This is a genomic window from Pseudonocardia terrae, assembly GCF_021343995.1.
Taxonomy (GTDB): Bacteria; Actinomycetota; Actinomycetes; order Mycobacteriales; family Pseudonocardiaceae; genus Pseudonocardia; species Pseudonocardia terrae.
This window is the reverse complement of the sequence record NZ_JAJTTE010000062.1, coordinates 18613-41149: the sequence shown is the minus strand read 5'-3', so window position 1 is coordinate 41149 and position 22537 is coordinate 18613. Positions and strand designations below refer to the sequence as shown.

Annotated in this window: 21 protein-coding genes and 1 pseudogene; 7 read left to right on the top strand and 15 right to left on the bottom strand. The window is 74.5% G+C overall.

All coding sequences use genetic code 11. The features are described 5' to 3' along the window. Positions 1-483: pseudogene (locus LWC33_RS29475) on the top strand (SCP2 sterol-binding domain-containing protein); the annotation flags it as partial. Positions 484-719: 236 nt separating this feature from the next. Next, positions 720-1247: a L,D-transpeptidase gene (locus LWC33_RS29470; protein ID WP_233307960.1), complete on the top strand. Its 528-nt coding sequence runs from the start codon at positions 720-722 to the stop codon at positions 1245-1247. A gap of 65 nt (positions 1248-1312) precedes the next feature. Here LWC33_RS29470 and LWC33_RS29465 read toward each other — a convergent pair whose 3' ends face one another. The 4 genes from LWC33_RS29465 to LWC33_RS29450 all read right to left on the bottom strand — a co-directional run bounded on the left by LWC33_RS29465 (position 1313) and on the right by LWC33_RS29450 (position 5823). Further along, complete coding sequence (locus LWC33_RS29465) at positions 1313-1771, bottom strand: DUF6010 family protein (protein ID WP_233307959.1); 459 nt, start codon at positions 1769-1771, stop codon at positions 1313-1315. A 96-nt stretch (positions 1772-1867) separates the two neighbouring features. Next, positions 1868-2299 (bottom strand): hypothetical protein, encoded by a 432-nt coding sequence (locus LWC33_RS29460; protein WP_233307958.1) that lies wholly within the window; start codon positions 2297-2299, stop codon positions 1868-1870. Between the two features lie 31 nt (positions 2300-2330). After that, positions 2331-2531: a heavy-metal-associated domain-containing protein gene (locus tag LWC33_RS29455; RefSeq protein WP_233307957.1), complete on the bottom strand. Its 201-nt coding sequence runs from the start codon at positions 2529-2531 to the stop codon at positions 2331-2333. A 112-nt stretch (positions 2532-2643) separates the two neighbouring features. Continuing rightward, positions 2644-5823 (bottom strand): AfsR/SARP family transcriptional regulator, encoded by a 3180-nt coding sequence (locus LWC33_RS29450; protein ID WP_233307956.1) that lies wholly within the window; start codon positions 5821-5823, stop codon positions 2644-2646. 154 nt (positions 5824-5977) lie between these two features. Here LWC33_RS29450 and LWC33_RS29445 point away from each other — a divergent pair, with 154 nt between their 5' ends. After that, entirely contained in the window at positions 5978-6463 is a 486-nt protein-coding gene (locus LWC33_RS29445) for a DUF4188 domain-containing protein (RefSeq protein ID WP_233307955.1), read from the top strand. 85 nt (positions 6464-6548) lie between these two features. Then, positions 6549-7205: a metal-dependent transcriptional regulator gene (locus LWC33_RS29440; protein WP_233307963.1), complete on the top strand. Its 657-nt coding sequence runs from the start codon at positions 6549-6551 to the stop codon at positions 7203-7205. Between the two features lie 158 nt (positions 7206-7363). Here the strand turns inward: LWC33_RS29440 and LWC33_RS29435 are convergent, their stop codons facing one another. After that, positions 7364-7963 (bottom strand): hypothetical protein, encoded by a 600-nt coding sequence (locus LWC33_RS29435; protein WP_233307954.1) that lies wholly within the window; start codon positions 7961-7963, stop codon positions 7364-7366. Positions 7964-8225: 262 nt separating this feature from the next. Here LWC33_RS29435 and LWC33_RS29430 point away from each other — a divergent pair, with 262 nt between their 5' ends. Next, the gene (locus tag LWC33_RS29430) at positions 8226-9341 is read left to right on the top strand and encodes an alpha/beta hydrolase family protein (protein WP_233307953.1); all 1116 of its coding nucleotides are present in this window, start codon (positions 8226-8228) and stop codon (positions 9339-9341) included. Here the strand turns inward: LWC33_RS29430 and LWC33_RS29425 are convergent. After that, positions 9332-9811 (bottom strand): hypothetical protein, encoded by a 480-nt coding sequence (locus LWC33_RS29425; RefSeq protein WP_233307952.1) that lies wholly within the window; start codon positions 9809-9811, stop codon positions 9332-9334. The genes LWC33_RS29430 and LWC33_RS29425 overlap by 10 nt on opposite strands. A gap of 54 nt (positions 9812-9865) precedes the next feature. Here LWC33_RS29425 and LWC33_RS29420 point away from each other — a divergent pair, with 54 nt between their 5' ends. Beyond that, the gene (locus LWC33_RS29420) at positions 9866-10405 is read left to right on the top strand and encodes a peptidylprolyl isomerase (protein ID WP_233307951.1); all 540 of its coding nucleotides are present in this window, start codon (positions 9866-9868) and stop codon (positions 10403-10405) included. An 8-nt stretch (positions 10406-10413) separates the two neighbouring features. Beyond that, the gene (locus LWC33_RS29415) at positions 10414-11286 is read left to right on the top strand and encodes a rhomboid family intramembrane serine protease (protein WP_233307950.1); all 873 of its coding nucleotides are present in this window, start codon (positions 10414-10416) and stop codon (positions 11284-11286) included. An 837-nt stretch (positions 11287-12123) separates the two neighbouring features. Here LWC33_RS29415 and LWC33_RS29410 read toward each other — a convergent pair. From LWC33_RS29410 to LWC33_RS29370, 9 genes are all read right to left on the bottom strand, one after another. Then, positions 12124-12558 carry a PH domain-containing protein gene (locus LWC33_RS29410; RefSeq protein WP_233307949.1) on the bottom strand — a complete coding sequence of 145 codons (435 nt, stop codon included), beginning with the start codon at positions 12556-12558 and terminating at the stop codon, positions 12124-12126. A gap of 128 nt (positions 12559-12686) precedes the next feature. Further along, positions 12687-12947 (bottom strand): cell division protein CrgA, encoded by a 261-nt coding sequence (crgA, locus tag LWC33_RS29405; protein WP_232868280.1) that lies wholly within the window; start codon positions 12945-12947, stop codon positions 12687-12689. 174 nt (positions 12948-13121) lie between these two features. Continuing rightward, positions 13122-13763, bottom strand: a complete 642-nt coding sequence (locus tag LWC33_RS29400; protein ID WP_233307948.1) for an aminodeoxychorismate/anthranilate synthase component II — start codon at positions 13761-13763, stop codon at positions 13122-13124. Next, a complete protein-coding gene (pknB, locus tag LWC33_RS29395) occupies positions 13763-15706 on the bottom strand; it encodes a Stk1 family PASTA domain-containing Ser/Thr kinase (protein ID WP_233307947.1) in 1944 nt (647 codons plus the stop codon). The genes LWC33_RS29400 and pknB overlap by 1 nt, the downstream gene beginning before the upstream one ends. A gap of 109 nt (positions 15707-15815) precedes the next feature. Then, positions 15816-17690, bottom strand: coding sequence for a serine/threonine-protein kinase (locus LWC33_RS36655; RefSeq protein WP_372476717.1), 1875 nt, complete (start codon positions 17688-17690; stop codon positions 15816-15818). Continuing rightward, the gene (locus tag LWC33_RS29385) at positions 17687-19156 is read right to left on the bottom strand and encodes a peptidoglycan D,D-transpeptidase FtsI family protein (RefSeq protein ID WP_233307946.1); all 1470 of its coding nucleotides are present in this window, start codon (positions 19154-19156) and stop codon (positions 17687-17689) included. Before LWC33_RS29385 ends, LWC33_RS36655 begins: the two co-directional genes overlap by 4 nt. After that, on the bottom strand, positions 19153-20655 hold the full coding sequence (locus LWC33_RS29380; protein WP_233307945.1) for an FtsW/RodA/SpoVE family cell cycle protein: 1503 nt from the start codon (positions 20653-20655) through the stop codon (positions 19153-19155). The genes LWC33_RS29385 and LWC33_RS29380 overlap by 4 nt, the downstream gene beginning before the upstream one ends. Next, the gene (locus LWC33_RS29375; protein ID WP_233307944.1) at positions 20655-22010 is read right to left on the bottom strand and encodes a PP2C family protein-serine/threonine phosphatase; all 1356 of its coding nucleotides are present in this window, start codon (positions 22008-22010) and stop codon (positions 20655-20657) included. Before LWC33_RS29375 ends, LWC33_RS29380 begins: the two co-directional genes overlap by 1 nt. Next, positions 22007-22465: an FHA domain-containing protein FhaB/FipA gene (locus tag LWC33_RS29370; protein ID WP_233307943.1), complete on the bottom strand. Its 459-nt coding sequence runs from the start codon at positions 22463-22465 to the stop codon at positions 22007-22009. The genes LWC33_RS29375 and LWC33_RS29370 overlap by 4 nt, the downstream gene beginning before the upstream one ends. Positions 22466-22537: the final 72 nt, after the last annotated feature.

Sequence of the window (22537 nt, the reverse complement as noted above, 5' to 3'; positions counted from 1 at the left end):
GCCCGGACCCTGGTCGCCGCCGGCCCGGGAACGGAGGTCCGGGGCCCCTTCCACTTCCGCAGCGCCGCCTTCTGGGCCCGGCGGTTCGCCCACGAGACGCTGCTGCACCGGGCGGACGCCGCCCTCGCCGCGGGCACCCCGTTCGTCGTGGACCCGGAGGTGGCGCTCGACGCCCTGGACGAGTGGATGGAGCTCGACGTCCTGCCGCAGCATTTCGACCTCCGCCCGGAGAAGCGGGAGCTCCTCGCCCCGGGCCGCACACTCGCCCTGGAGGCGACCGACGCCGACACAGCGTGGTTCGTCGACCTGAGCGGGCCGGTCATCACCTGGCGGCGCGGGACCGGCGAGGCGGCCGTGACGGTCCGGGCGCCGCTGACCGAGCTCCTCCTGCTCGTCTACCAGCGGCGCGACGGGACGGGTCCGGCGGTCTCCGGGGACTCCGCGCTGCTCGCCCTCTGGCTGCACCACGTGGCATTCGGGTGACGACACGCCGTTCGGCGCCCGCGGGTGACCGGCCACGGCGAGGCCGTTTCCCGTGTGGGTCTGCGGGCGTTGGAGGGGTGCCCGGTCGTCGACCGAGATCTACTCACCGTGATCGGGCAACCCCGGAGGGTGTGTGGGCGTCTTCCTCTCGGAAGCCACCACAGCGACACGAGGAGCGGCAGGGCTTGGGTACGCGGCGCTACGCATCAGCCACACGCACCGGCAGACGCAGGACGGTGCTCGCCACTGTCGTCGCCGCCGTCGGGATCGGGGGCGCCCTGGTCGCCGGGCCCGCCTTCGCCGAGTCGCCCGCCGCGCAGCGCGCGCACGCGGAGCCGCTGGTCGAGGGCACTCCGTGCTCGATCTCGGCCAAGGCCTGCGTGGACCTCGACTCCCAGCGGGCCTGGCTGATCCAGGACGGCAAGGTCATCCGCGGACCGGTGCGCATCGCGTCCGGCGGCAACGGCGAGGAGACGCCGGTCGGGCACTCCCTGCGCGTGTACCGCAAGGACAAGGACCACCTGAGCCAGGAGTCGCGCCTGCCCAACGGCGACCCGGCCCCGATGCCGTGGTCGGTGTTCTTCAACGACGGCGGCATCGCCTTCCACTCCGGCAGCCCCGACCGGTCGTCGGCCGGGTGCATCCACCTGGAGCCCGCCGACGCCGAGGCCTGGTTCAACTACCTGCAGATCGGCGACATGGTGCAGGTGGTCAAGGCCTCCGAGGAGATGGCGGCGCGCAACCCGCAGCCCGCCCAGAAGTAGGCCCGGAAACCTGTTCGGACGCGCTGGCGGCCCGGCCGAATCGGCCGGGCCGCACGTCCGGTGGGTCAGCCGGCCGGGGCCGTGGTCGCGCGGGTGCGCCCGCGGCGGTCACCGACGAGCCCGGTGCCGTACGCGACGGCGATGGCGGCGGCGACCACGAGGTCCCAGCTCAGGCAGGAGATCGTGTAGGCCTCGGGGGCGAAGGCGCGGCCGGGGCCGATGTTGTGCAGCACGATGTCCCACACGGGGTGCAGGGCCCAGCCCGCGACGAGCCACCAGTACGAGCCCCGGACGCCGAGCACGGCCATCCCGCCGTAGAGCACGATGCCGAGGACCTCACCGGCCAGCCAGGCCGTGCCGGCGTCCTCGCGGGCGGCGAAGACGACGTAGAACACGGCGGCGGCGATCAGGATGCCGGCGAGCAGCACGCGCCCGACGACGTCGCGGACGAAGCGGGCCAGGACGAGGCCGACGAGGGACCAGAAGGCGCCGCCGACGGCACCTCCGACGAGCAGTTCGAGCATGGGTCGGTTCCTTTCGGGACGGCCGACGGGCCCGGCGGGCCCGCGGTGCGGAAGAGATCGGCCGGAGAGATCGGCCGGAGAGATCAGGCGGAGAGATCAGCCGGCGTCGGGCCGGGCCGGGCAGTGGCCGGTGTACTCGGCGCGGCGGAGCAGCATCGCCACGGCCATCGCGGGCAGCATCAGCACGTGCCCGCCGACCATCACGGTCCCCTCGGAGACGAGGCCGGCCCACAGCGGCGGGAACAGCACGACGAACGGCAGGTACATCGCGGCGGCCATCTCGAGGGTCGCGCGCCGGCCGTGGCCGCGGATCCGCATCCACGCGCACATGGCGACGGACATGTTCGTGGCCATGATCAGGGCCGCCGGCTCGGGTGCGTGGAGCAGCTCGGTCAGGCCGAAGGCGTCGCCGGCGAGTGACCAGAGCGGCCCGAGGGCCACCATGCCGACCACCATCGCCACGACCATCTCCAGGTAGTGGCGGACGAAGTGGCCGGTCGGGGTGGTGGGGCGCAGCAGGGTCTTCACGGTGGTTCCTCCAGGATTCGGGAAGACGGGGTCAGGGCGCGACCCGGTGGCCGGCGTGGGCCACGGCGGCGCGGACCCGCTCCGGCGCGGCGATCCCGGACACGCGGACCGTCCGGGCCGGCAGGTCGACCTCGACGGCGGTGACCCCGGCGACGTCGGCGACCCGGGCGGAGACGGCGCGGACGCAGTGCTCGCAGGTCATGTCCGGCACCTGCAGCTCGATGACTCCCATGGCGACATCCCTCCTCCGGTCGCGTCCGGTGTCGAACGCCTGGGAGAAGGGTCGGCTCGGGCGCTGTCCGCCCGCTGTCCCCGCGCTGTTCGCGCCGGACAGGAGGAACGGATCAGCCCTCGGGGAGCGGAACGGTCCCGGTCCGGAGGCCCTCCGCGTGGGCCTCGGCGAAGCCCGGCGCGCCGAGCTCGGCCCGCGCGCCGGCGGTGGCGCGATCGAGGTCGCCCTGCTCGACGGCATCGGCGGGACGGCCCGTCCGCTCCCGTTCGGCGGCCGCCACGCCGAGCAGCCGCGCAGCCGAGCGGGCGTCGCCGCGCGCGACTGCGACGCAGGCCAGACCCTCGACCGCGGCGGCCCGCACGACCCCGCCGCCCAGCTCGAGCGCCCGACGGTGGGCCCGTTCCGCGGCGGCGAGGTCGCCGGACAGCTCGTGCGCGTGGCCGAGCTGCACGGTCAGGGCCGCCGCCAGTCCGCCGATGCCCGCGGTCGTGAGCTGCTCGACGGCCGGGGCGAGCGCGGTTCGGGCGGCGGCCAGGTCGCCGCGCTGCCGCGCGTCGATGCCGCGCACGAGGGCCGCGAAGGCGGCGCCGGGCCCGGCGCCCAGCTGTCGCGTGGTCTCCTCGGCCTCCGCGCACCGTGCGAGGGCGCGTTCGCGGTCGCCCTCGACCAGGGCGCAGTAGGCCAGCTCGGCCTGCATCCACTGCAGCGTCAGCAGGAGCCCGAGATCGGTCGCGAGCCGGGCGGACCGCTCGATCAGCCGCACCGCCTCGGGGATGCGGCCCGCCATCCGCACGGCGGTGCCGTGGTGACCCAGCACCGCCGACCGGCCCCACCGGTCGTCGAGGCGCGCGAACGCGGCCGCCGCCCGCTCGGCCAGCCGCTCGGCCTCGGCGAACGGGACGGACCCGGTGCGGAACCCGATCTCGGCCCGGACGAACGTGGCGAGCGCCAGGCCCCACTCGTCGCCCGCCCGCCGCAGGGCCTGCTCGGCGGTGGTCAGCAACCCCTCGGCGCCCGCCGGGTCAGTGCCGAGGGTCCCCTCGACCGCCACCAGGATCCGGGCGTACGCCGCGGTCGCCTCCGCTCCGGTCTCCTCCGCGGCGGCCAGGCTCGCCGCGGCCTCCCGCGCGCACCGTGGGTCGGGGTGCACGACGCACGCCCCCGGCCGCCACACCAGGGACGCCGCCTGATGGGCGACCGCCCGGGCCGCGGGGGCGCCGCCGACCACCGCACCCAGCACGGCGTCGACGGCGCGCCGGCCCTCGTCGTGCCGGCCGAAGTACCACCACCATCCGAGCGCCCCCACCAGCCGCAGGGCGACGTCCGGTGCCTCGGCGGCGTGCTCGACGGCCCAGGTCAGCGCCGCGTCGATGTTGTCGCGCTCGGCCCGCAGCCGGGCGAGCGCGCGGTGCTGGTCGGCACCGCGGAGCCGCGGCGCCGCCGCTTCGGCCACGGCCAGCACCGCCTCGGCGTGCCGGCGCTCGACCTCCGCGCGTTCCCCGGCGTCGTCGAGGCGGCGGGCGGCGTAGGCCCGGACGGTCTCCAGCATGCGGAAGCGGCCGTCGCCGGTGCGCGCGTCGACCACCAGCGACCGCGCGACGAGCCGGCCGAGCACGTCGAGCACCGCACCGGCCGGGAGCGGGTCCCCGGCGCAGGTGGTCTCGGCCTCCTCCAACGTCCAGCCGCCGCGGAACACGGCCAGGCGCCGGAGCAGGACCTGCTCGTCCGCGTCGAGCAGGGCGTGGCTCCAGTCCAGCGTCGCCTGCAGTGTGCGGTGCCGCGCCGCGGCCGTCCGCGCGCCCGAGGTGAGCAGCGCGAACCGGTCCGAGAGGCGCTCGGCGATCTGTGCCGGGGACAGGACGGCCACCCGGGCCGCGGCCAGCTCGAGCGCCAGCGGCAGGCCGTCGAGGCGCCGGCAGATCTCCGCGACCGGGCCCAGCGTGGCCCCGTCGAGGACGAACCGCGGATCGACCGTCCAGGCCCGTTCGGCGAACAGCCGTACGGCGACGTTGGCGGCCAGCTCGGCCGGCCCCGCGTCCGGCGGCGGGACCGGCAGCGGACGCACGGGCAGCTGCACCTCGCCCGGCACCGCCAGCGGTTCGCGGCTGCTGGCCAGGACGTGCACCGACGGGCACCCCGCCAGCAGGCGTTCCACCAGCACCGCGCACGCGTCCACGACGTGCTCGCAGTTGTCGACCACCAGCAGCAGGCTGCGACCGCGCAGTGCGCCGATGAGCCGCTCCACCGGGTCCACGGCGGCGTCGCCGGCCAGGCCGAGGGCGTCGACCACCGCGGCCGGGACCCGGGCCGGGTCCGTCACGCCCGCCAGCTCGACGAGTACGACCCCGTCCGGAAACCGGTCGGCCAGCGTGCGGGCGGCCTCGGTGGCCAGCGTCGTCTTCCCCGCCCCGCCCGGCCCCGTCAGCGTGACCAGCCGGCGGTCCCGGCACAGCAGCGCGACGTGCTCGAGCTCGTCGGCGCGCCCCAGCACGGTGGTCAGCCGCACCGGGAGCGTGGAGGGCGGTCGCGGGGACGGAGCGGTCCGCGGGGCGAGGTCCGGGTGCCGGCGCAGCACCGCCTCGTGCAGCGCCTCCAGCTCGGGGGACGGGTCGAGCCCGAGCTGCTCGGCCAGCGCGCGGCGCAGGTCGGCGTACACCGCCAGCGCCTCGGCCTGCCGGCCCGCCCGGTACAGCGCGGTCATCTGGAGGCCGCGCAGCCGTTCCCGCAGCGGATGGGCGGCCGCGAGCGGCTCCACCTCGGCGAGGACCTCGGCGTCCCGGCCGGTCGCCGCCCGCAGCGCGGCACGCTCCTCGATCGCGGTCAGCCGCAGCTCCTGCAGGCGGGCCCGCTCGGGGGCGGCCCAGCCCTCGTCGGCGAACTCGGCGAGCGGCTCGCCGTGCCACAGCGCGAGCGCCGCGGTGTGCAGCTCCTCGGCGCGGTGCGGGTCGGCCGTGCGGCGCGCCTGCTCGACAAGCTCGGCCGCGCGGAACGCGTCGACCCGGTCTGGCGCGACGTCGAGCACGTAGCCCGGGGAACGGGTGGCGACGACGCCCGGCACGCCGGCCGTCGTGAGCGCCCGGCGCAGCTTCGAGACCCTGGTCTGCAGCGCGTTGGCCGGGTCGTCCGGGAGCTGCTCGCCCCACAGGTCGTCGATCAGCCGGGCGGTCGACACGACCGTGCCGGCGTGCAGCGCGAGCAGCGCCAGCAGGGCTCGTTCGCTGCTCCGGCCGACGTCGCGCGCCCTCCCGTCGACCACGACGGCGACCGGGCCGAGGAGTTGTACGTCGATCACCCGGTCCGCCGGCCCGTCCGCTCGGTACGCACCGCGTCAACCAACCATGCGACGGCTCCCCGGCGCGAGCCTGGTGCGCATCACACGTGTTGACACAGATAGCACCACTCTCCACTATTGGAGAGCGAAGCTATCTACTATCCGGGAGGCCGGCATGGCGCGGACGGACCGACGGCGAACGACCCACGACCACGAGGGCGAACTGGTGGTCTTCCTCATCGGCATGACGATCAACCGCTGGTGGCGTATCGACCTGTGGCTGCCGACCATGCTGGCCATGGGGCCGATGCTGCGCGAGCTGTCGACCGACCCGGACTCGGGCCTGCTCGGGTTCCGGGCGCTGCTCGGCGCCGGGGGACCGACCGTGGTCCAGTACTGGAGCTCGGTCGACAGGCTCTACGCCTACGCGAGCGACCGCACCGCCACGCACCGCCCGGCGTGGGCCGCGTTCAACCGCCGCGCGCGGAAGGCGCCGGGGGTCGTCGGCGTGTGGCACGAGACGTACCGGGTGGCGCAGGCCGAGAGCGTCTACGTCGGGACGCCGGAGATGGGCCTGGCGAAGGCGACCGGCCGCCTCCCGGTCACGGGCCGCACCGACGCGGCCCGGCAGCGCCTCGAGACGGACCGCACGGTGGCCTGACCGGTCCGGGCCGGGCCCCGCCGGAAGGGCCCGGACGTGCGCTCCGGCCGAGGTCAGGCACGGCTAACATCGTCGCGTGGGGACCATGACACCCGCCGTCGAGGACTACCTCAAGACGATCTTCCTGCTGTCCACGCGCGGGGAGACCGTCACCACCGGCGCGCTCGCGAAGGAGCTGCAGGTGTCCTCGCCGTCGGTGTCGGCCATGGTCAAGCGGCTGGCCGACGGCGAGCTGGTCCGGCGGGGCCGCACCCTCACCCTCACCGCGGCGGGCGAACGCGAGGCGCTACGGGTCGTCCGCCGGCACCGGCTGCTGGAGACGTTCCTGGTCCGGGCGCTGGAGATGCCCTGGGACGAGGTGCACGAGGAGGCCGAGCAGCTCGAGCACGCGCTGAGCGACCGGCTGGAGGCCCGGATCGACGCGGCGCTGGGCCATCCGACGCACGACCCGCACGGCGATCCGATCCCGGGCGCGGCGGGCCGGCACGACGAGAGCTGGGGCCAGCCGCTCGCCGTCGCCCCGGAGGGCTGCCGCTTCGCGATCGAGCGGGTGTCGGATCGGCGCAGCGACGCCCTGCGCTATCTCGGCGAGCGCGGGCTGCGTCCGGGCGTGGTCGTCGAGGTCGAGGAGCAGGACCCGTACGGCGGGCCCCGGTGGGTGCGGGTGTCCGGGGAGCGGGTCGCGCTGGCGCCGCTGCTCACCGCGCTGATCCACGGACGTGTGGTCCGGCAGGGGGCCTAGCGTGACCTCGGGGACGTCGGGTGGATCACCCGCCGCGCGGTTCCTGCGAGGAAGAGCACGAAAGGCCGATGCGCCGGCGGCCCCGGGGGAGGGCCGGCCGGCGCATCGGAATGGGTGTGCCCGGTTCGGGGGTTCCGGGCACCGTGGGGAGCGGACGCTCAGCCCGCGAGGGCGGCGATCTGCTGGGCGACGTCGCCCGCGGAGGGGGCCGCCAGGCCACTGGTGGGGAGCGCGGAGTCCTGGGTGTCGAGGTTCTGGTCCGCGGTCGACGGCAGGGAGGGCAGCTGCGGCGCGGCCGGCAGCTCGGGCGCGGCCGGAAGCTGCGGCGCGGCCAGCGGCAGCGTGGCCTGCGGGGTGGCGAGCTCGCCGCCGGTGTTCGGCAGGTGGCTCTGGACGGCGCCCGGGAGCGCCGGCAGCGCCGGCGCGTCGTGGGCCGCCTCGTGCGAGGCCGCCGGGAGCTCACCCGCGGTGGAGCTGTTGCCGCTGCTGTCGACGGTCACGTTCGGGGTCTCGAGGTTCGCGACGCCCGGCACCGAGAAGGAGCTGAAGTCCGTCGGCAGCTGCGGGGCGGAGTCCAGCGACGGGGCCTCCAGCGCCGGGGCCTCGGGCAGGGCCGCGGCCCCCGTCGGCAGCTCGGGCGTCGCGGGCAGCGACGGCATGTCGGCGGCGAACGCCTGGCCCGCGAAGGCGGCACCGAGGGCGGCGACACCGGCGACGGTGGCCGTCGTGGCAAGCGTGCGCCTGGCGAGACTGCTCATGACTGGGGGTCCTTCCGATCGGGGGAAACCGGATGTCGAACATCGGTCAACTCGCGTGTGGATCTGCGGGGCCAACGAAGCCGTCGTTACCGGGTTGTGCCCCGAGGCCGTGCTTCACCCGATGCGGTGGACGCAAAGACGCAGGTCACACGCGTTTCACCACCTCGGGGGTGCGGCGGTGCTTGACGGCGCGAACATCTCGGTCCCGGCACGCCGACAGGTGCCTCGACGCGGCCCGGGTCCACTCGGGATGATCGGGCGCGTGGGTGTTCGGGGACTGCTGGCCGCCGGTGTCGGCACGGGGCTGGGACTGGTGGGTGCCGGCGCGGTCGGCGTCGGCCGGCACTACGCGCACGTGCTGCTCGACCCCGTGCGGGTCGTCGCCTATCCCGAGCGGGTGCTGCGGGCCGACGCCGAGGCCGTGACGCTCGCCGGCAGCCGGCTCGTCCGGCAGCCCGGCGTGTGGGGCCTGCGCTGGCCGGACGGGCTGGCGGTGCTCGGCCGTGTGCTCGCCGACGACCGGCACGGGGTGCGCCGCGCCCTGCTGTCCGGCCCGGTCCCGCCGGAGGGACCTGCCGTCGTCGACGCCGGGCCGTTCGACCCGGACCCGGGGACGCGTGGCCTCCCGTTCACCGAGGTCCGGGTCAATACCCCGCTCGGTCCGGCGCCGGCCTGGGAGGTCCCCGGTCCGCGCGACGTCTGGGCGGTCGCCGTGCACGGCCGGGGCGGCCGGCGGCGCGAGGCGCTGCGGATCCTCCCCGTGCTGCACCGGCTCGGCCTGCCGAGCCTGGTGATCAGCTACCGCAACGACGACGACGCCCCGCCCAGCCCCGACGGCCACTTCCACCTCGGCGACACCGAGTGGGAGGACCTCGAGGCCGCGGTCCGGTACGCGCAGGAGCGCGGGGCCCGGCGGATCGTGCTCGTCGGCTGGTCGATGGGCGCGGCGATCGGCGGGGCCTTCCTCGACCGCTCGCCCGCCGCCGAGCTCGTCGACGCCGTGGTGTGGGACGCGCCGCTGGTCGACTGGCGGGCGACGCTGCGCCGGCAGGCCCGCAACCGCCTACTGCCGCCGCAGCTGATCCCGATCGCGACCGCCGTCGCTCGCCGCCGGATCGGCATCGACTTCGACGACTTCGACCTGCTCCGGCACCCGCCGGCGCGGCGCCCGCCCACCCTCCTCGTGCACAGCACGCCGGACACGGCGGTGCCGGTCGGGCCCAGCCGCGCGCTCGCCGCGGCGGGCGGCGAGCTGGGCTGGCCCATCCGGTACGTCGAGGTCGGCGGGGTGGAGCACACCGCGGCCTGGAACGCCGACCCCGAGCGCTACGAGCGCGCGGTCGCGACGTTCCTCACCGAGGTCCTCGCTCAGGAATGACCGGTGCGGGTCACCCCGGCGGGCGACCCGGTCTCCACGTCGACGTCCCCCGGCGGGTTCGTGGTCGGCGGCTCGGTCGCCTGCTCGACGGGCTGCGGGCGCCGGGACAGCACGAACCAGCCGACGATCGACAGGGCGGTGACCAGCAGGCCCGCCCCGATCCACCACCAACGGCGCGAGGACGGGGTATCCGGGTCGATCCGGGCGGCCAGCTCGCGCCGGGCGGTGAGCACGCCCTCGTCGAGCCGTTCGAGGGCCGTCGCGGCGGCCGCCCCGGCGACGGCCTCGGCCTGCCCGGCGAGCCGGCCCGCGCGCTCGGCCAGCACCGGCAGGTTCTCCTCCACCTTGCCGACGACCTCGTGGGCGAGCTCCTCGACGGTCCCGCCCAGGGCGGAGAGCGTGGCCTCCGCCTGGTCGCGGGCGCGGCCGAGCGCCTCGCGCGTGCCGGTGGGGATGCTGGGGGCGTTCATGGGGCCTCCGCTCGTGGTAGTGCCGGGGTGGCGTGCCCCACCGACCCTGGCACGATGGACGACGTGACTGCACCAGGCAACTCGAAGCAGACCGCGACGCTGCGGACGTCCGAGGGCGACATCCGGATCATCCTCTTCCCGGACCACGCGCCCAAGACGGTGGAGAACTTCGTCGGTCTCGCGACCGGCAAGAAGGAGTACTCGCAGCCGAACGCCGCCGGCAGCGACAGCGGGCCGTTCTACGACGGCTCGGTCTTCCACCGCGTGATCAGCGGCTTCATGATCCAGGGCGGCGACCCGACCGGCACGGGTCGCGGCGGCCCGGGCTACCAGTTCGGGGACGAGTTCCACCCCGAGCTCAAGTTCGACCGCCCCTACCTGCTGGCGATGGCGAACGCGGGGCCCGGCACCAACGGCTCCCAGTTCTTCATCACCGTGGGCCCGACGCCGCACCTCAACCGCCGCCACACGATCTTCGGCGAGGTGGCCGACGCCGAGTCCCGTGCCGTCGTCGACACGATCGCGAACACCGCGACCGACCGCGCCGACCGGCCGCTCACGGACGTGGTGATCCAGCACATCGACGTCGAGTAGGACCCGAATTGACGTACCCCGCCGGACCGCCCGAACCCACGGCGGCGCTGCCGGCCTGCGCCCGGCACCCGGACCGGCCGACGGGGCTGCGCTGCACGCGGTGCGGCCGGCCCGCCTGCCCCGAGTGCCTGCGCGACGCCGCGGTCGGCCAGCAGTGCGTCGACTGCGTGTACCAGGGCGGTCGGGGCGTCCGGCGGGGAAGGACGGTGGTGGGCGCCGAGCCCGGCGGTCGTCCGCTCGTGGTGCCCGTGCTCGTGGCGCTCAACGTGGCGCTGTACGTGTTCACCGCCGCCCAGGCGCGCAGCATCGGGTCCAACGAGGCCGCGCCGCTCTTCCGCGAGTGGGTGCTGGTTCCGGGCCTGGTGGCCGGCGGCGACTGGTGGCGGCCGCTGACGGCCGGGTTCCTGCACTACGGGCCGCTGCACCTCGTGTTCAACATGCTGGCGCTCTGGGTGATCGGGCGGGAGCTCGAGCCCGTGCTGGGGCGGGTCCGCTTCCTCGCGGTCTACCTGGTGTCGCTGCTCGGCGGGGCGGCCGCCGTGATGCTGTTGTCCCCGCCCGCCTCGCTCGTGGCCGGTGCCTCGGGCGCCGTGTTCGGGTTGATGGGCGCGCTGTTCGTGATCGCCCGGCGGCTGCGGGTCCCCACCGGCCAGGTCGTCGGCCTCGTCGTGGTGAACCTCGTGCTGAGCGTGGTCGTGCCGGGGATCTCGCTGGTCGGCCACCTGGGCGGGCTGGTGGTCGGTGCCGCCGCCACGGTGGCGCTGGTGCACGTGCCGAACGTGCGCAACCGCACGGCGCTGCAGACCGGGGCGCTGGTCGTGCTCACGGTCGTGGTGCTGACGGTGATCGCCGGGCGCGCCGCCGCGGTCGCCTTCGTCTGATTCGTCTGAACCGGCCGCGTACGCAGGGTGGGCCGGGGAACGTCGTCGGTCCCCGGCCACCGGACTCACTCCGGCTTGCTGCACCCGCAGCCGGTGGAGCAGCCGTCGGTCCCACGCATCGGCGTCCTGGCGATCATGGTGATCTCCCTTTCCTCGTCGGCAGACCGAGCCTAGGAAGGCGATGGCCTCCGGGGCGAGCCTCCGGAGGTGGCACACCTGCCCGCGGACGCTCGGCGGAGGGTGAGGATCGCTGGGCCGTCAGGGTGATCATGACGGATCCATCAGGTGCACCCGGGAGGGACCCGCAGACCATGATCACCTGTCGTGGATGCAGAGCGTCGAATTCCGGCCGTCCCCGTCCATGGATGGTGATCACGACCTGGCGTGCAGGCTGGCTACGACCATGATCGTCGATCCTGGACAGAGAAGGTCGAAATCCGACCGTCGCCGCCCATGATCGGCGATCGTGCACGGGAAGCGCCGTCCACGACAGCGAAGACCGGAGCCCTGAGACCAGCACTGCCGCAGATCGAAGCGGTGGACCATCGCGACCGCGGCTCACGATGACGAGCTGGTCACCGCGCTTCGAGACCCCACGTCGCCATGATCACTCGTTAGGGACGCTGCCGGTCGGATATCGACCCTCCTCGTCCATGGTCAGTGATCACGCTCTGGGCTCACGCGCGCCCAGGCCGTGATCGTCGGTCCCGGGCGGAGAAGGTCGAGATCCGGCCCTCTCCGTCCGCGAAGAGTGATCGCAGCCCGAGGTGATGCGCACCCCGACCCATGGCCTCCGGTTCCGTGCCGAGAGAAGGTCGACACCGACCGGCGGGCTGCTCAGGAGCGGCTGGGGAGGTACGGCCGCACGACCTCGGCGACGTCCTCGGGATCCGCGCCCAGGTCCAGCCGGCCCAGCACCACGAGGCGCTCCTCGCCGCCGACCAGCAGGTCCAGCTCCAGGAGGCTGGTCTCGCGGCCGAAGCGGCGGGTCCGTAGCACGCGCACCTGCTGCACGGCGGGCCAGTCGACGGACCGCGTGCGGGTGAGGCTGCGCACCTCGAGCCCGTGCCGGTGCAGGGCGAGCCGCGGCCGGGCGATCGTGCCGACCAGGGCGGCGTACGCGAGCCCGAGCGCGGCGACCGCGGCGATCAGCCGCCCGGCCGGATCGGCGCCGCCCAGGAACAGGGCGACGAGCCAGCCGAGGGCGCCCGCGGCCAGGACCCAGGCCAGCACGACCAGCCCCGCGGCCGGGGCCCACTGGTGCTCACGCATCGTAGCTATGAGGGTTATCCACAGGGCTTGTCCACAGTGGGGATGAATAACACACCTGTAGTTTTCGCTGCTCAGCGCCCTGCGACGGCAGATATGGCCTGGATCACGCAGCGTTACTACCTGATCGACTAGCGCCAGCGCATCGACATGAGCAGGGCGATGACGATCAGCCCGAAGCCGACGAGGAAGTTCGCGCCGCCCAGCGCCTGCATGAAGGGGATCGCGTCGCGGGCCAGGTAGTCGGTGATCAGCCAGGCCAGCCCGAGCAGGCCCACACCCAGCATGATGACGACGTACGCGGGATGGGTGGGGCCCTTGATCTTCACCGGCTTCCGGTCGGCCGCCGGGGGCGTGTAGGCGACCTTCTTGCGGACCTTGGACTTGGGCATCGGGGACCTCGTGGAGCTCTCTCGGGGTGACGCGGGGTGGTGCACGCCGGTCGCGCGCACCGCTCGCGACCACCGTAGCCGACATGCGGGCGCCGCGGGCCGGGCACGAGGCCCGCGATCAGCACGAACACCCCGGATCGGGCATGGCGGGACCCGGGCCCCGCCCGTGCCGGGTCAGACCTGGGCGGTGAGGGCGGCGACCTCGTCGCCGAGCCGGCGGACGAGCTCCTCGGGCACCTCGTGCCCGGCGCTCGCGAGCCAGTTGGCCAGCATCCGATGCCCGCCCTCGGTGAGCACGGACTCGGGGTGGAACTGGACCCCCTCGATCGGCAGGTCCTTGTGCCGCACCGCCATGATCAGGCCCGTCTCCGTGCGCCCGGTGACCTCGAGCTCGACCGGCACCGTGTCCGGCCGGATCGACAGCGAGTGGTACCGCGTGGCGGTGAAGGGCTCGGGCAGCCCGCGCAGCACGCCGACGCCCTCGTGGAAGACCTGCGAGGTCTTGCCGTGCAGCAGCTCCGGAGCCCGCTCCACCACGCCGCCCCAGGCCACGCCGATGGCCTGGTGGCCGAGGCAGACCCCCAGCAGCGGCAGGTTCCGGTCCCCGGCGGCCCGGATGACCTCGATGCTGCGGCCGGCCTCCTCGGGGATGCCGGGGCCGGGGCTGACGAGGACCGCGCCCACCTCGTCGAGCTCGTCCAGCCCGGGGGACAGCGCGTCGTTGCGCACGACGACCGGCTCGACGCCGAGCTGCGCCAGGTACTGGACGAGGTTGTAGACGAAGCTGTCGTAGTTGTCGACGACCAGGACGCGCATCAGTTCCCGCCTCCGAAGAATCCGCCGCCGCCGCCTCCGCCGTTGCCGGACGACTGGCCGACGACCAGCGTGACCGTGTCCTCCGGGTCGACGGACTTCCCGGCCGAGGGGTCCGTCTTGACCACCCGGTTGTTCTGCGAGGAGTCGTTCACCTGCGTGGCCTGCAGCTGGTAGTTGCGGATGCCGGCCGAGCGCAGCTGGTCGACCGCGTCGTTGACGGACTGGCCGACGACGTTGGGCATCTGCACCTGGTTGCCGCGCGAGATCTGCAGCGTGATGGTGGTGCCCGGCGCCACCTTGGTCCCGGCCGCGGGGTTGGTGCCCACCACGGAGCCGTCCTGGCCGCCGCCGTCGACGTTCTGCGTCTGCACGGAGGTGAACCCGGAGTTGGCCAGCGTCTGCTTGGCCTGGTCCGCGCTCTGCCCGGTGACGTCCGGCACCGCGACGGTGGTCTGCTTCGTGCCGACCACGACCGACACGGCGCTGCCACCAGGCGCGTCGACGCCGGCCGCGGGCGACGACGAGATGATCTTGCCGACGAGGCTCGAGTCCGAGGTCTCCTGGGTGCTCTGCTCGCCCAGCTTGAGGCCCCGCTGCTGCAGCAGCGCCGAGGCCTCGTCCGTGGTCTTGCCGGACAGGGCCGGCACGGTCGCCGCGGCGGGCCCGGTACCCACGAAGATCGTGACGCGGCTGCGTTCGGCGACCTGCACGTTGGAGCCCGGGTCCGTGCGCGTGACCTTGTTGGTCAGCGCGACGTCGGACGCCTCCTGCTTGAGGTCCACGAGCAGCCCGGCGTTGACGACGGCGGTGCGCGCGGCGTCGGGATCCTGCCCGACGACGTTAGGCACGGCGACCTGGTCGGGCTGCGCCGGCCCGCCGAGCACCTGGTAGGCGAAGAAGCCGATCAGCGCGAGCGCCGCGAGCACCCCGACGACGATCCCGACCGTGCGCCCGGTGCGCCGGCGCGGCTCCTCGTCCTCCCAGGTCTGCGGGGGCGGCGGCGGGGCGTGCCGGCCGCCGCCGGAGATCCGCCGGGTGGCGGCGGTCTGCTCGGCGAGCAGCGCGGTGCGCTCGTCCTCGCTCATCACCATCGGCGCGAGCGGCTGCTGACCGTTGCGCACGCGGATGAGGTCGGCGCGCATCTCGGCGGCGGACTGGTACCGGTTGGCCGGGTTCTTCGAGAGCGCCTTGAGGACGACGGCGTCGAGCGCCGGCGGGATCTGCGGGTTGACGTCCGACGGGCGCCGCGGGTCCTCCCGCACGTGCTGGTAGGCGACCGCGACCGGGGTGTCGCCGGTGAACGGCGGCTCGCCGGTGAGCAGCTCGAACAGCACGCAGCCCGCGGCGTAGACGTCCGACCGCGCGTCGACCTGCTCGCCGCGCGCCTGCTCGGGGGAGAGGTACTGCGCCGTGCCGATGACGGCCGCGGTCTGCGTGACGTTCTGCCCCTCGCCCAGCGCGCGGGCGATGCCGAAGTCCATCACCTTCACCGCGCCGTTGCGGGTGATCATGACGTTGGCGGGCTTGACGTCCCGGTGGATGATGTTGTGCCGGTGGCTGAAGTCCAGCGCGGCACAGACGTCGGCCATGACCTCGATGACCCGCTGCTGGGAGAGCGGGCCGGTGGTCTTGACGATCTCCCGCAGGGTCTGGCCGTCGACGTACTCCATGACGATGTACGGCAGCGGGCCGAACTCGGTCTGGGTCTCGCCGGTGTCGTACACGGCGACGATCGCGGGGTGGTTGAGGGCCGCGGCGTTCTGCGCCTCCCGGCGGAACCGCAGCTGGAACTGGGGGTCGCGCGCGAGGTCGGCGCGCAGCACCTTGATCGCGACGTCCCGGCCCAGACGCGTGTCCATCCCGCGATGGACCTCGGACATGCCGCCGTAGCCGAGCGTGTCGCCCAGCTGGTAGCGCTCGGAGAGCAGCTTGGGGGTCGTCATCGGGTCCGGTTCCTGAGGGGGTGGGGGGCGGGTCCCATCATGCCCGGGGCGGGCGACGTCGCGTTCCCCGGCCACCCCGGGCGTGCGCCGACCCGGCGACTGCGAGGGCTCACCGGATCTCCTCCGTGCGGGTCGGGACGGCCGTGGGTCCGGCCGGTGCCGCCGGACGGGCGAGGACGGCCACCTGGCCCGTCACGCTACCCGGCGAGGTCTGCGTGTGCGTTCCGTCCGGTACGGGCCCGGCGGACGGTGTCGGGGCGTCGGCGAACAGTTTGGGGACCGTGAGCGCCGCCACGACGACGGCCGCGACGATCAGCAGCACGAAGGCCACGAGCAGCACCGTGCCCGAGCGCTGCGACTGCTGCCGCGCGACGAGCTTGAGCGGCTCGGTCGGCGGCGCGGGCGCGACCGGGGGGCGGGGCGGGGGCGTGCGCGAGGCGGCCCCCGGGGTCGGTGGTCCGGCGGCCGCGCGTGTCGCGCTCCCGGGCGGCGGGGTGGCGGTGCGTGCGGCGCCGCCGGAACGGGTGGGGGTCGGCGAGGGCCGGGAGGCCTCGACGCCCGGGCTCGGCGGGCGGAGCGCCTGCGGTCCCGGAGCGGCACCGCCGGGTGCCGGTCGCCCGTCCGCGCCCTGGTCCGTTCCCGATTCAGGGGCCCGGTGCGCCGACCCGGGCCGGCCCGGGACCGGCGTGTCCGACCGGCCCCGCTCCGGGGACTCGGGCTGTGCTCGCGGCCGCACCCCGGCCGCGGGCGAGGCGGTGGTGGACGAGGAAGTGGCGGGCGAGGCGGTGGACGAGGAAGTGGCGGGCGAGGCGGTGGCCGACGGGGTGGGAAGAGCCGTGGGGGACACCGGCGGCAGGGAGGGCGTCGAGGAGACCTCACCCCGGTCCGCGGCGCGAGAACTCCCCGACGAGGGCGACGGGGTCGCCGAGGGAGTCGACGACGTCCGGTTCCGGTCCCGCCCCCGCGTGGCGCGCCGCTCCCGCTTGCTGCGCCGGCGGTGCGCGGCGGGGCCGTCGGCGGCCTCGGCGACCCTCGTGGCCCCGGCTGCGCCCCCGTCCGGTCCGGCCGACGGCAGCCGCAGCCCGAGGGCGGTCATCCGGTTCGGCGTGGGCAGCGCCTCCTCCCGGCGCACGGCGGCGACGGCGGCGGCCAGCTCGGCCCCGTCGGCGTAGCGCCGGTCCGGGTCCTTGACCAGGATCGTCTCGATCAGCTGCCGCACCCGCCACGGCACCGACTCCGGCAGGGGCGGCGGCGCGTCCCGGACCTGCATCATCGCGACAGCCACGGCGTTGTCGGCGCGGAAGGGGCGGTGGCCAGCCAGGCACTCGTAGCCGACGATGCCGAGCGAGTAGACGTCGCCCTCCGGCCCGGCCTCGCCCCCGCTGGCCTGCTCGGGCGCGATGTAGTGGGCGGTGCCCATCACCATGCCGGTGCGCGTGACGGGGACGGCGTTGGCGGCCTTGGCGATGCCGAAGTCCGTGAGCTTCACGGTGCCGTCGACGCGGATGAGGATGTTCCCCGGCTTGACGTCCCGGTGCACGAACCCGCGCTCGTGGGCCGCGTAGAGCGAGTGCGCGGCCTGCTCCATGATCCGGAGCGTCTCGGCGGGGTCCATCGGGCCGCGCGCGATCACCGCGGACAGCGGCTCGCCCCGCACCAGCTCCATCACCAGGTAGGCCGTGCGCCGGCCGTCCTCGGTGACCTCGTCCTCGCCGTAGTCGTGGATGGCCGCGACGCCGGAGTGGTTGAGCGAGGCCACCGTGCGCGCCTCGATGCGGAAGCGGTGGAGGAACTCGTCGTCGTCGGAGAGCTCGCCGCGCAGCACCTTGACGGCCACGTGGCGGCCGAGCCGCTCGTCGAGGGCCTCCCAGACCTCGCCCATGCCACCGACGGCGATCCGCCGCTCCAGCTTGTAGCGGTCGGCGATGAGCCGGCCCGCGGCGAGGCTGCCGGGGACGGGGAGCGGGCCGCCGGCGGCCGTCACTGGCCGCCCCGCAACGCCTCCGCGATCACGGCCCGTCCGATCGGTGCGGCGACGGAACCGCCGGTCGCCTCGAGGGCCCGGTCGCCGCCGTTCTCCACCAGGACGGCCACCGCGACCTGCGGGTCGTTGGCCGGCGCGAACGCGACGTACCAGGCGTGCGGCGGGGTGTTCTTGGGGTCGGTGCCGTGTTCCGCGGTGCCCGTCTTCGACGCGATCTGGACGCCGGTGATCTTGCCGCCACCCGAGGTGCGGGCCTCGGAGCCCAGCATGAGGTCCGTGAGCGTGGACGCGACGTCGGCCGGCATCGAGCGGCCGAGCCGGTCCGGCTCGGTGGTGTCGATGACGTCGAGGTTCGGGCCCTGCACCTCCTTGATGAGGTGCGGGGCCATGGTCTGCCCGCCGTTGGCGATCGAGGCGACGATCATGGCGTTCTGCAGCGGGGTCAGCCGCACGTCCCGCTGGCCGATCGAGGACTGCTGCACGGCCGCGGTGTCCGGCAGGTCGCCGACGCCCGAGGCCGTGACCGGCATCGGGATCGACAGGTCGGAGCGGCCGATGCCGAACGCGTCCGCCTGGGCGCGGATCTTGTCCGCCCCGAGCTCGCCGCCGAGCTGTGCGAACGCCGTGTTGCAGGACCGTGCCAGCGCCTCGCGCAACGACGCGGTCTGGCCCGTGCCGCACTGGGTGCCGGCGTAGTTCTCCAGCGTGGTGTTCGTGCCGGTCAGCGTGATGTTGGGGGCCGCGGTGAGCTGGCTGTCCGGGGTGTAGCCGTTCTGCAGCGCGGCCGCGGTGTCGACCAGCTTGAACGTCGACCCGGGCGGGAAGGTCTGGTCGATCGCCCGGTTCGGCAGGGTCGCCGGGTCCGCGGCGTTGTCGGCCTTCCACGCCTGCTGCTGGGTGCCGGAGTTGTGGCTGGCCAGCGGGTTCGGGTCGAACGAGGGCGTGGACACCATCGCCAGGATCTCGCCGGTCTTCGGCTGCAGGGCCACGACCGCGCCCTCGAAGCCCTTCTTCGACATCTCCTCGTACGCCCGCTCCTGCACGGACGGCTTGACGGTGAGCACGACGTTGCCGCCGCTCGGGTCCCGCCCGGTGATCAGGTCGGAGAGCCGGCGGGCGAACAGCCGGTCGTCGCTGCCGTTGAGCACGGGGTCGGCGTAGCGCTCGATACCGCTGGAGCTGTAGATCACCGAGTAGTAGCCGGTCAGCGGCGAGTACGCCGGGCCGTCCGTGTACTGGCGCTGGTACTTGAGCCGGTCGTCCGTCTCGACGCTCTGCGCGAGCACCTGCCCGTCGGCGGAGATCTGGCCGCGCTTGCGGGCGTACTCGGCCAGCAGGACCCGCTGGTTGCGCGGGTCGTCCCGGTAGTCGCCGGCCTTCACGACCTGCACATAGGTCAGGTTGCCGAGCAGCAGCAGGACCAGCGCCATCACGGCGATGGCGATCCGGCGGATCGGGGTGTTCACGGGCGGCCGCCCGTCGGGCCGGGGAGCGGCCCGGTCGTCGGGCCGACGGCGGGGCGCTGGACCAGCTCGGTGCCGGCGTCGGCGATCGGGACGGCGGGGGCGGCGGGCCGTCGCGTCAGGGGAGCCCGCGCCGCGTTCGAGATCCGCAGGAGCATCGCGACGAGAGCGTAGTTCGCCACGAGCGACGACCCGCCGTAGGACAGGAACGGCAGGGTCAGGCCGGTCAGCGGGATCAGCTTGGTGACGCCGCCGATGACCACGAAGATCTGCAGCGCCACCGCGAAGGACAGGCCGGTGGCCAGCAGCTTGCCGAAGCTGTCCCGCACCGCGAGGGCGCTGCGCAGGCCGCGGGTGATCAGCACCAGGTAGACGACGAGGATCGACGCCAGCCCGATCAGGCCCAGCTCCTCGCCGAGCGAGGACCAGATGAAGTCGCTCTCGGCGAAGGGCACCAGGTCGGGGCGGCCCGCGCCCAGGCCGGTGCCGCCGACGCCGCCGGTGCCGAGCCCGAACAGCGCCTGCGCGATCTGGTAGCCGCGGTTCGCGTAGTCCGCGAAGGGGTCGAGCCACACCTGCACGCGGACCTGCACGTGCCCGAACAGCTGGTAGGCGATCAGCGCCCCGACCACGAAGAACCCGAGGCCGATGAGCATCCAGGACACGCGCTCGGTGGCCGCGTAGAGCAGGACCAGCAGGATCCCGAAGAACAGCAGGGAGGACCCCAGGTCGCGCTCGACCACGAGCACGCCGACCGAGAGCCCCCAGGCCACCAGCAGCGGCGCGAGGTCGCGGGCGCGGGGCAGCTCCATCCCGAGGAACCGGCGCCCGGCCGTGGAGAACAGGTCCCGCTTCTGCACCAGGAACGCGGCGAAGAAGACGATCAGCAGGATCTTCGCGAACTCGCCGGGCTGGATGCCCGCCCCGCCGATCCGGATCCACAGCTTCGCGCCGTTGACCTCGGAGATCGACGACGGCAGGAGGCCGGGCAGGGCCAGCAGGACCAGGCCGACGAAGCCGCAGGTGAAGCCGTAGCGCGCCAGCGTGCGGTGGTCCTTGACCCGCCACAGCACGGCGATGAACAGCGCCAGCCCGACGGCCGTCCACAGGATCTGCTTGAACACCAGCGAGCCCGGGAGGGGCTGGCCGAGCAGCGCCGCACGGTCCTGGTCGGCCAGGTCGAGCCGGTGGATCATCACCAGGCCCAGCCCGTTGAGCAGCGCGACCGAGGGCAGGATCAGCGGGTCGGCGTAGGGCGCGAACCTCCGCACGGCCAGGTGCGCGAGCGTGAGCACCACCAGGTACGCCAGGCCCACGTAGAGCAGCGTCGGGGTGAGCTCCTGCTCCTGGTTGGCCTCCACCAGCACCAGCGCGCCGGTCACGATGACCGCGGCGAACACCAGCAGCAGCAGCTCGATGGTGCGCCCGGTGGGCAGCGCGGGGGCGCCCTCCCGGCCGTTCGTCGCGCCCGGCCGGGCCGCCCCCGACCCCGGGGCCGCCATCAGCTCGCCGGCCGGCAGGTCAGGCCCGGCTCGGGGGTGGCGGTCGGCAGCGGGGTGGTGTCCGTGGCCGGCGCGTTCGGGTCGGGCTGCCCGGCGGTTCCCGGGGCCGGCGGGACGGCCGGCGTGGTCGTGGCGGGCTGGTCGACGGGGCAGACCGGCAGCATCCGCTGGTGCAGCCGGCTGACGGTGCCGCGGGCGCCGTCGAGACCGTCCGAGGCGGGGATGCCGGCGGCCACCGTGTTGCGCGCGTCCTCGGGCAGGTCGGACAGGCTGATGTCCGTCCGCTCGGCCACGGTCTGCAACGGCACGCCCAGCACGCTCCCGCGCACCCCCTGGTAGATCACGACCTGTTGGGCCTCGGTCCCGACGTAGTACTGCTGCAGCACCCAGCTGCGCGCGAGCCAGCCGCCCACCGCGAGGAGGACGAGCAGACCCGCGACCGCGATCCCGATCCGCACCGCGGTGCGCCGGCGCGGACGGTCCGGCTGGGCCGCGGCCGCCGGCTCGACGCGGCGGGGCAGGGCGCGGGGGAGGGTGGTCGCGGAGGCCCGGGACGCGGCCGTGTCGGCGCCGGAGATCCCGTCGTCGCTGCCGTCGCCCGCCGCGCCCCCGATGATCGGGGCGTCGTCGCCGTAGTCGACGTCGAGGACGTCGGCGACGATGCAGGTGATGTTGTCCGGCCCGCCGCCGCGCAGGGCCAGCTCGATGAGCCGGTCGGCGCACTCGCGGGGGTCACGGTACTGGCGCAGGGTCTCGGCCAGCGTCTCGTCGCTCACCGGGCCGGACAGCCCGTCCGAGCAGAGCAGGTAGCGGTCGCCGGCGCGGGCCTCGCGGATGGTCAGCGAGGGCTCGACCTCGGCCCCGGTGATCGCCCGCAGCAGCAGCGAGCGCTGCGGGTGGGTGTGCGCCTCGTCCTCGCTGATCCGGCCCTCGTCGATCAGCGACTGGACGAACGTGTCGTCCTTGGTGATCTGGGCGAACGCCCCGTCGCGGAGCTGGTAGCACCGCGAGTCGCCGACGTGCACCAGGCCGAGCCGGTTGCCCGCGAACAGGATCGCGGTCAGCGTTGTGCCCATGCCCTCGAGGTCGGGGGACTCCGCGACGTGCCGGGTGATGGCCGCGTTGCCCTCGAAGGTGGCCTCGCGCAGCTCGGCCAGCAGGTCGTCGCCGGGCTGGTCCTCGTCGAGCGGGGCCAGCGCGGAGATGACCAGGGACGACGCCACCTCGCCGGCGGCGTGCCCGCCCATCCCGTCCGCCAGCGCCAGCAGCCGCGGCCCGGCGTAGACCGCGTCCTGGTTGTTCTGCCGGACGAGCCCGCGATCGCTGCGGGCGGAGTAGCGCAGGACCAGCGTCATGAGCGCAGCTCGATCACCGTCTTGCCGATACGGACAGGGACCCCCAGGGGGACCCGGGTGGGTGCGGTGACCTTAGCCCGGTCCAGGTAGGTCCCGTTGGTCGACCCGAGGTCCTCGACGTACCAGTCCTCGCCCTGCTGGCTGATCCGCGCGTGCCGGGTGGAGGCGTAGTCGTCGTCGAGCTTGAGGGTCGAGTCGTCCGCGCGGCCGACGAGGATCGGCCGCGAGTCGAGCGTGATCCGGGTGCCCGCCAACGGCCCCTGCGTGACCAGCAGCTGCCTGGCGGTCCGGCTGCGCCCCGCACGGGACGCGACCCGCCCCCCACCGGGCATGATCGCCCGCAGGCCGGACGCCGCGTAGAGGTCCGACCGGACCACCCGCAGCGCGACCAGCACGAACAGCCAGAGCAGGGCGAGGAAACCCGCTCTGGTCAGCTGCAGCACCAATTCGGGCACTCGCCGGGCACTCCGATCTCATGAGGTGGGCAGGGGACGTGGCAGGGACGGTGCAGCGTACCGACCCCGCTC

Bases quoted from the DNA above. Each gene is read 5' to 3' on its own strand.
- LWC33_RS29465 (WP_233307959.1), bottom strand. From the start codon at position 1,771: ATGCTCGAACTGCTCGTCGGAGGTGCCGTCGGCGGCGCCTTCTGGTCC.
- LWC33_RS29455 (WP_233307957.1), bottom strand. From the start codon at position 2,531: ATGGGAGTCATCGAGCTGCAGGTGCCGGACATGACCTGCGAGCACTGC.
- LWC33_RS29445 (WP_233307955.1), top strand. From the start codon at position 5,978: ATGGCGCGGACGGACCGACGGCGAACGACCCACGACCACGAGGGCGAA.
- LWC33_RS29440 (WP_233307963.1), top strand. From the start codon at position 6,549: ATGACACCCGCCGTCGAGGACTACCTCAAGACGATCTTCCTGCTGTCC.
- LWC33_RS29435 (WP_233307954.1), bottom strand. From the start codon at position 7,963: ATGAGCAGTCTCGCCAGGCGCACGCTTGCCACGACGGCCACCGTCGCC.
- LWC33_RS29425 (WP_233307952.1), bottom strand. From the start codon at position 9,811: ATGAACGCCCCCAGCATCCCCACCGGCACGCGCGAGGCGCTCGGCCGC.
- LWC33_RS29420 (WP_233307951.1), top strand. From the start codon at position 9,866: ATGGACGACGTGACTGCACCAGGCAACTCGAAGCAGACCGCGACGCTG.
- LWC33_RS29410 (WP_233307949.1), bottom strand. From the start codon at position 12,558: ATGCGTGAGCACCAGTGGGCCCCGGCCGCGGGGCTGGTCGTGCTGGCC.
- crgA (WP_232868280.1), bottom strand. From the start codon at position 12,947: ATGCCCAAGTCCAAGGTCCGCAAGAAGGTCGCCTACACGCCCCCGGCG.
- LWC33_RS29400 (WP_233307948.1), bottom strand. From the start codon at position 13,763: ATGCGCGTCCTGGTCGTCGACAACTACGACAGCTTCGTCTACAACCTC.
- pknB (WP_233307947.1), bottom strand. From the start codon at position 15,706: ATGACGACCCCCAAGCTGCTCTCCGAGCGCTACCAGCTGGGCGACACG.
- LWC33_RS29380 (WP_233307945.1), bottom strand. From the start codon at position 20,655: ATGGCGGCCCCGGGGTCGGGGGCGGCCCGGCCGGGCGCGACGAACGGC.
- LWC33_RS29375 (WP_233307944.1), bottom strand. From the start codon at position 22,010: ATGACGCTGGTCCTGCGCTACTCCGCCCGCAGCGATCGCGGGCTCGTC.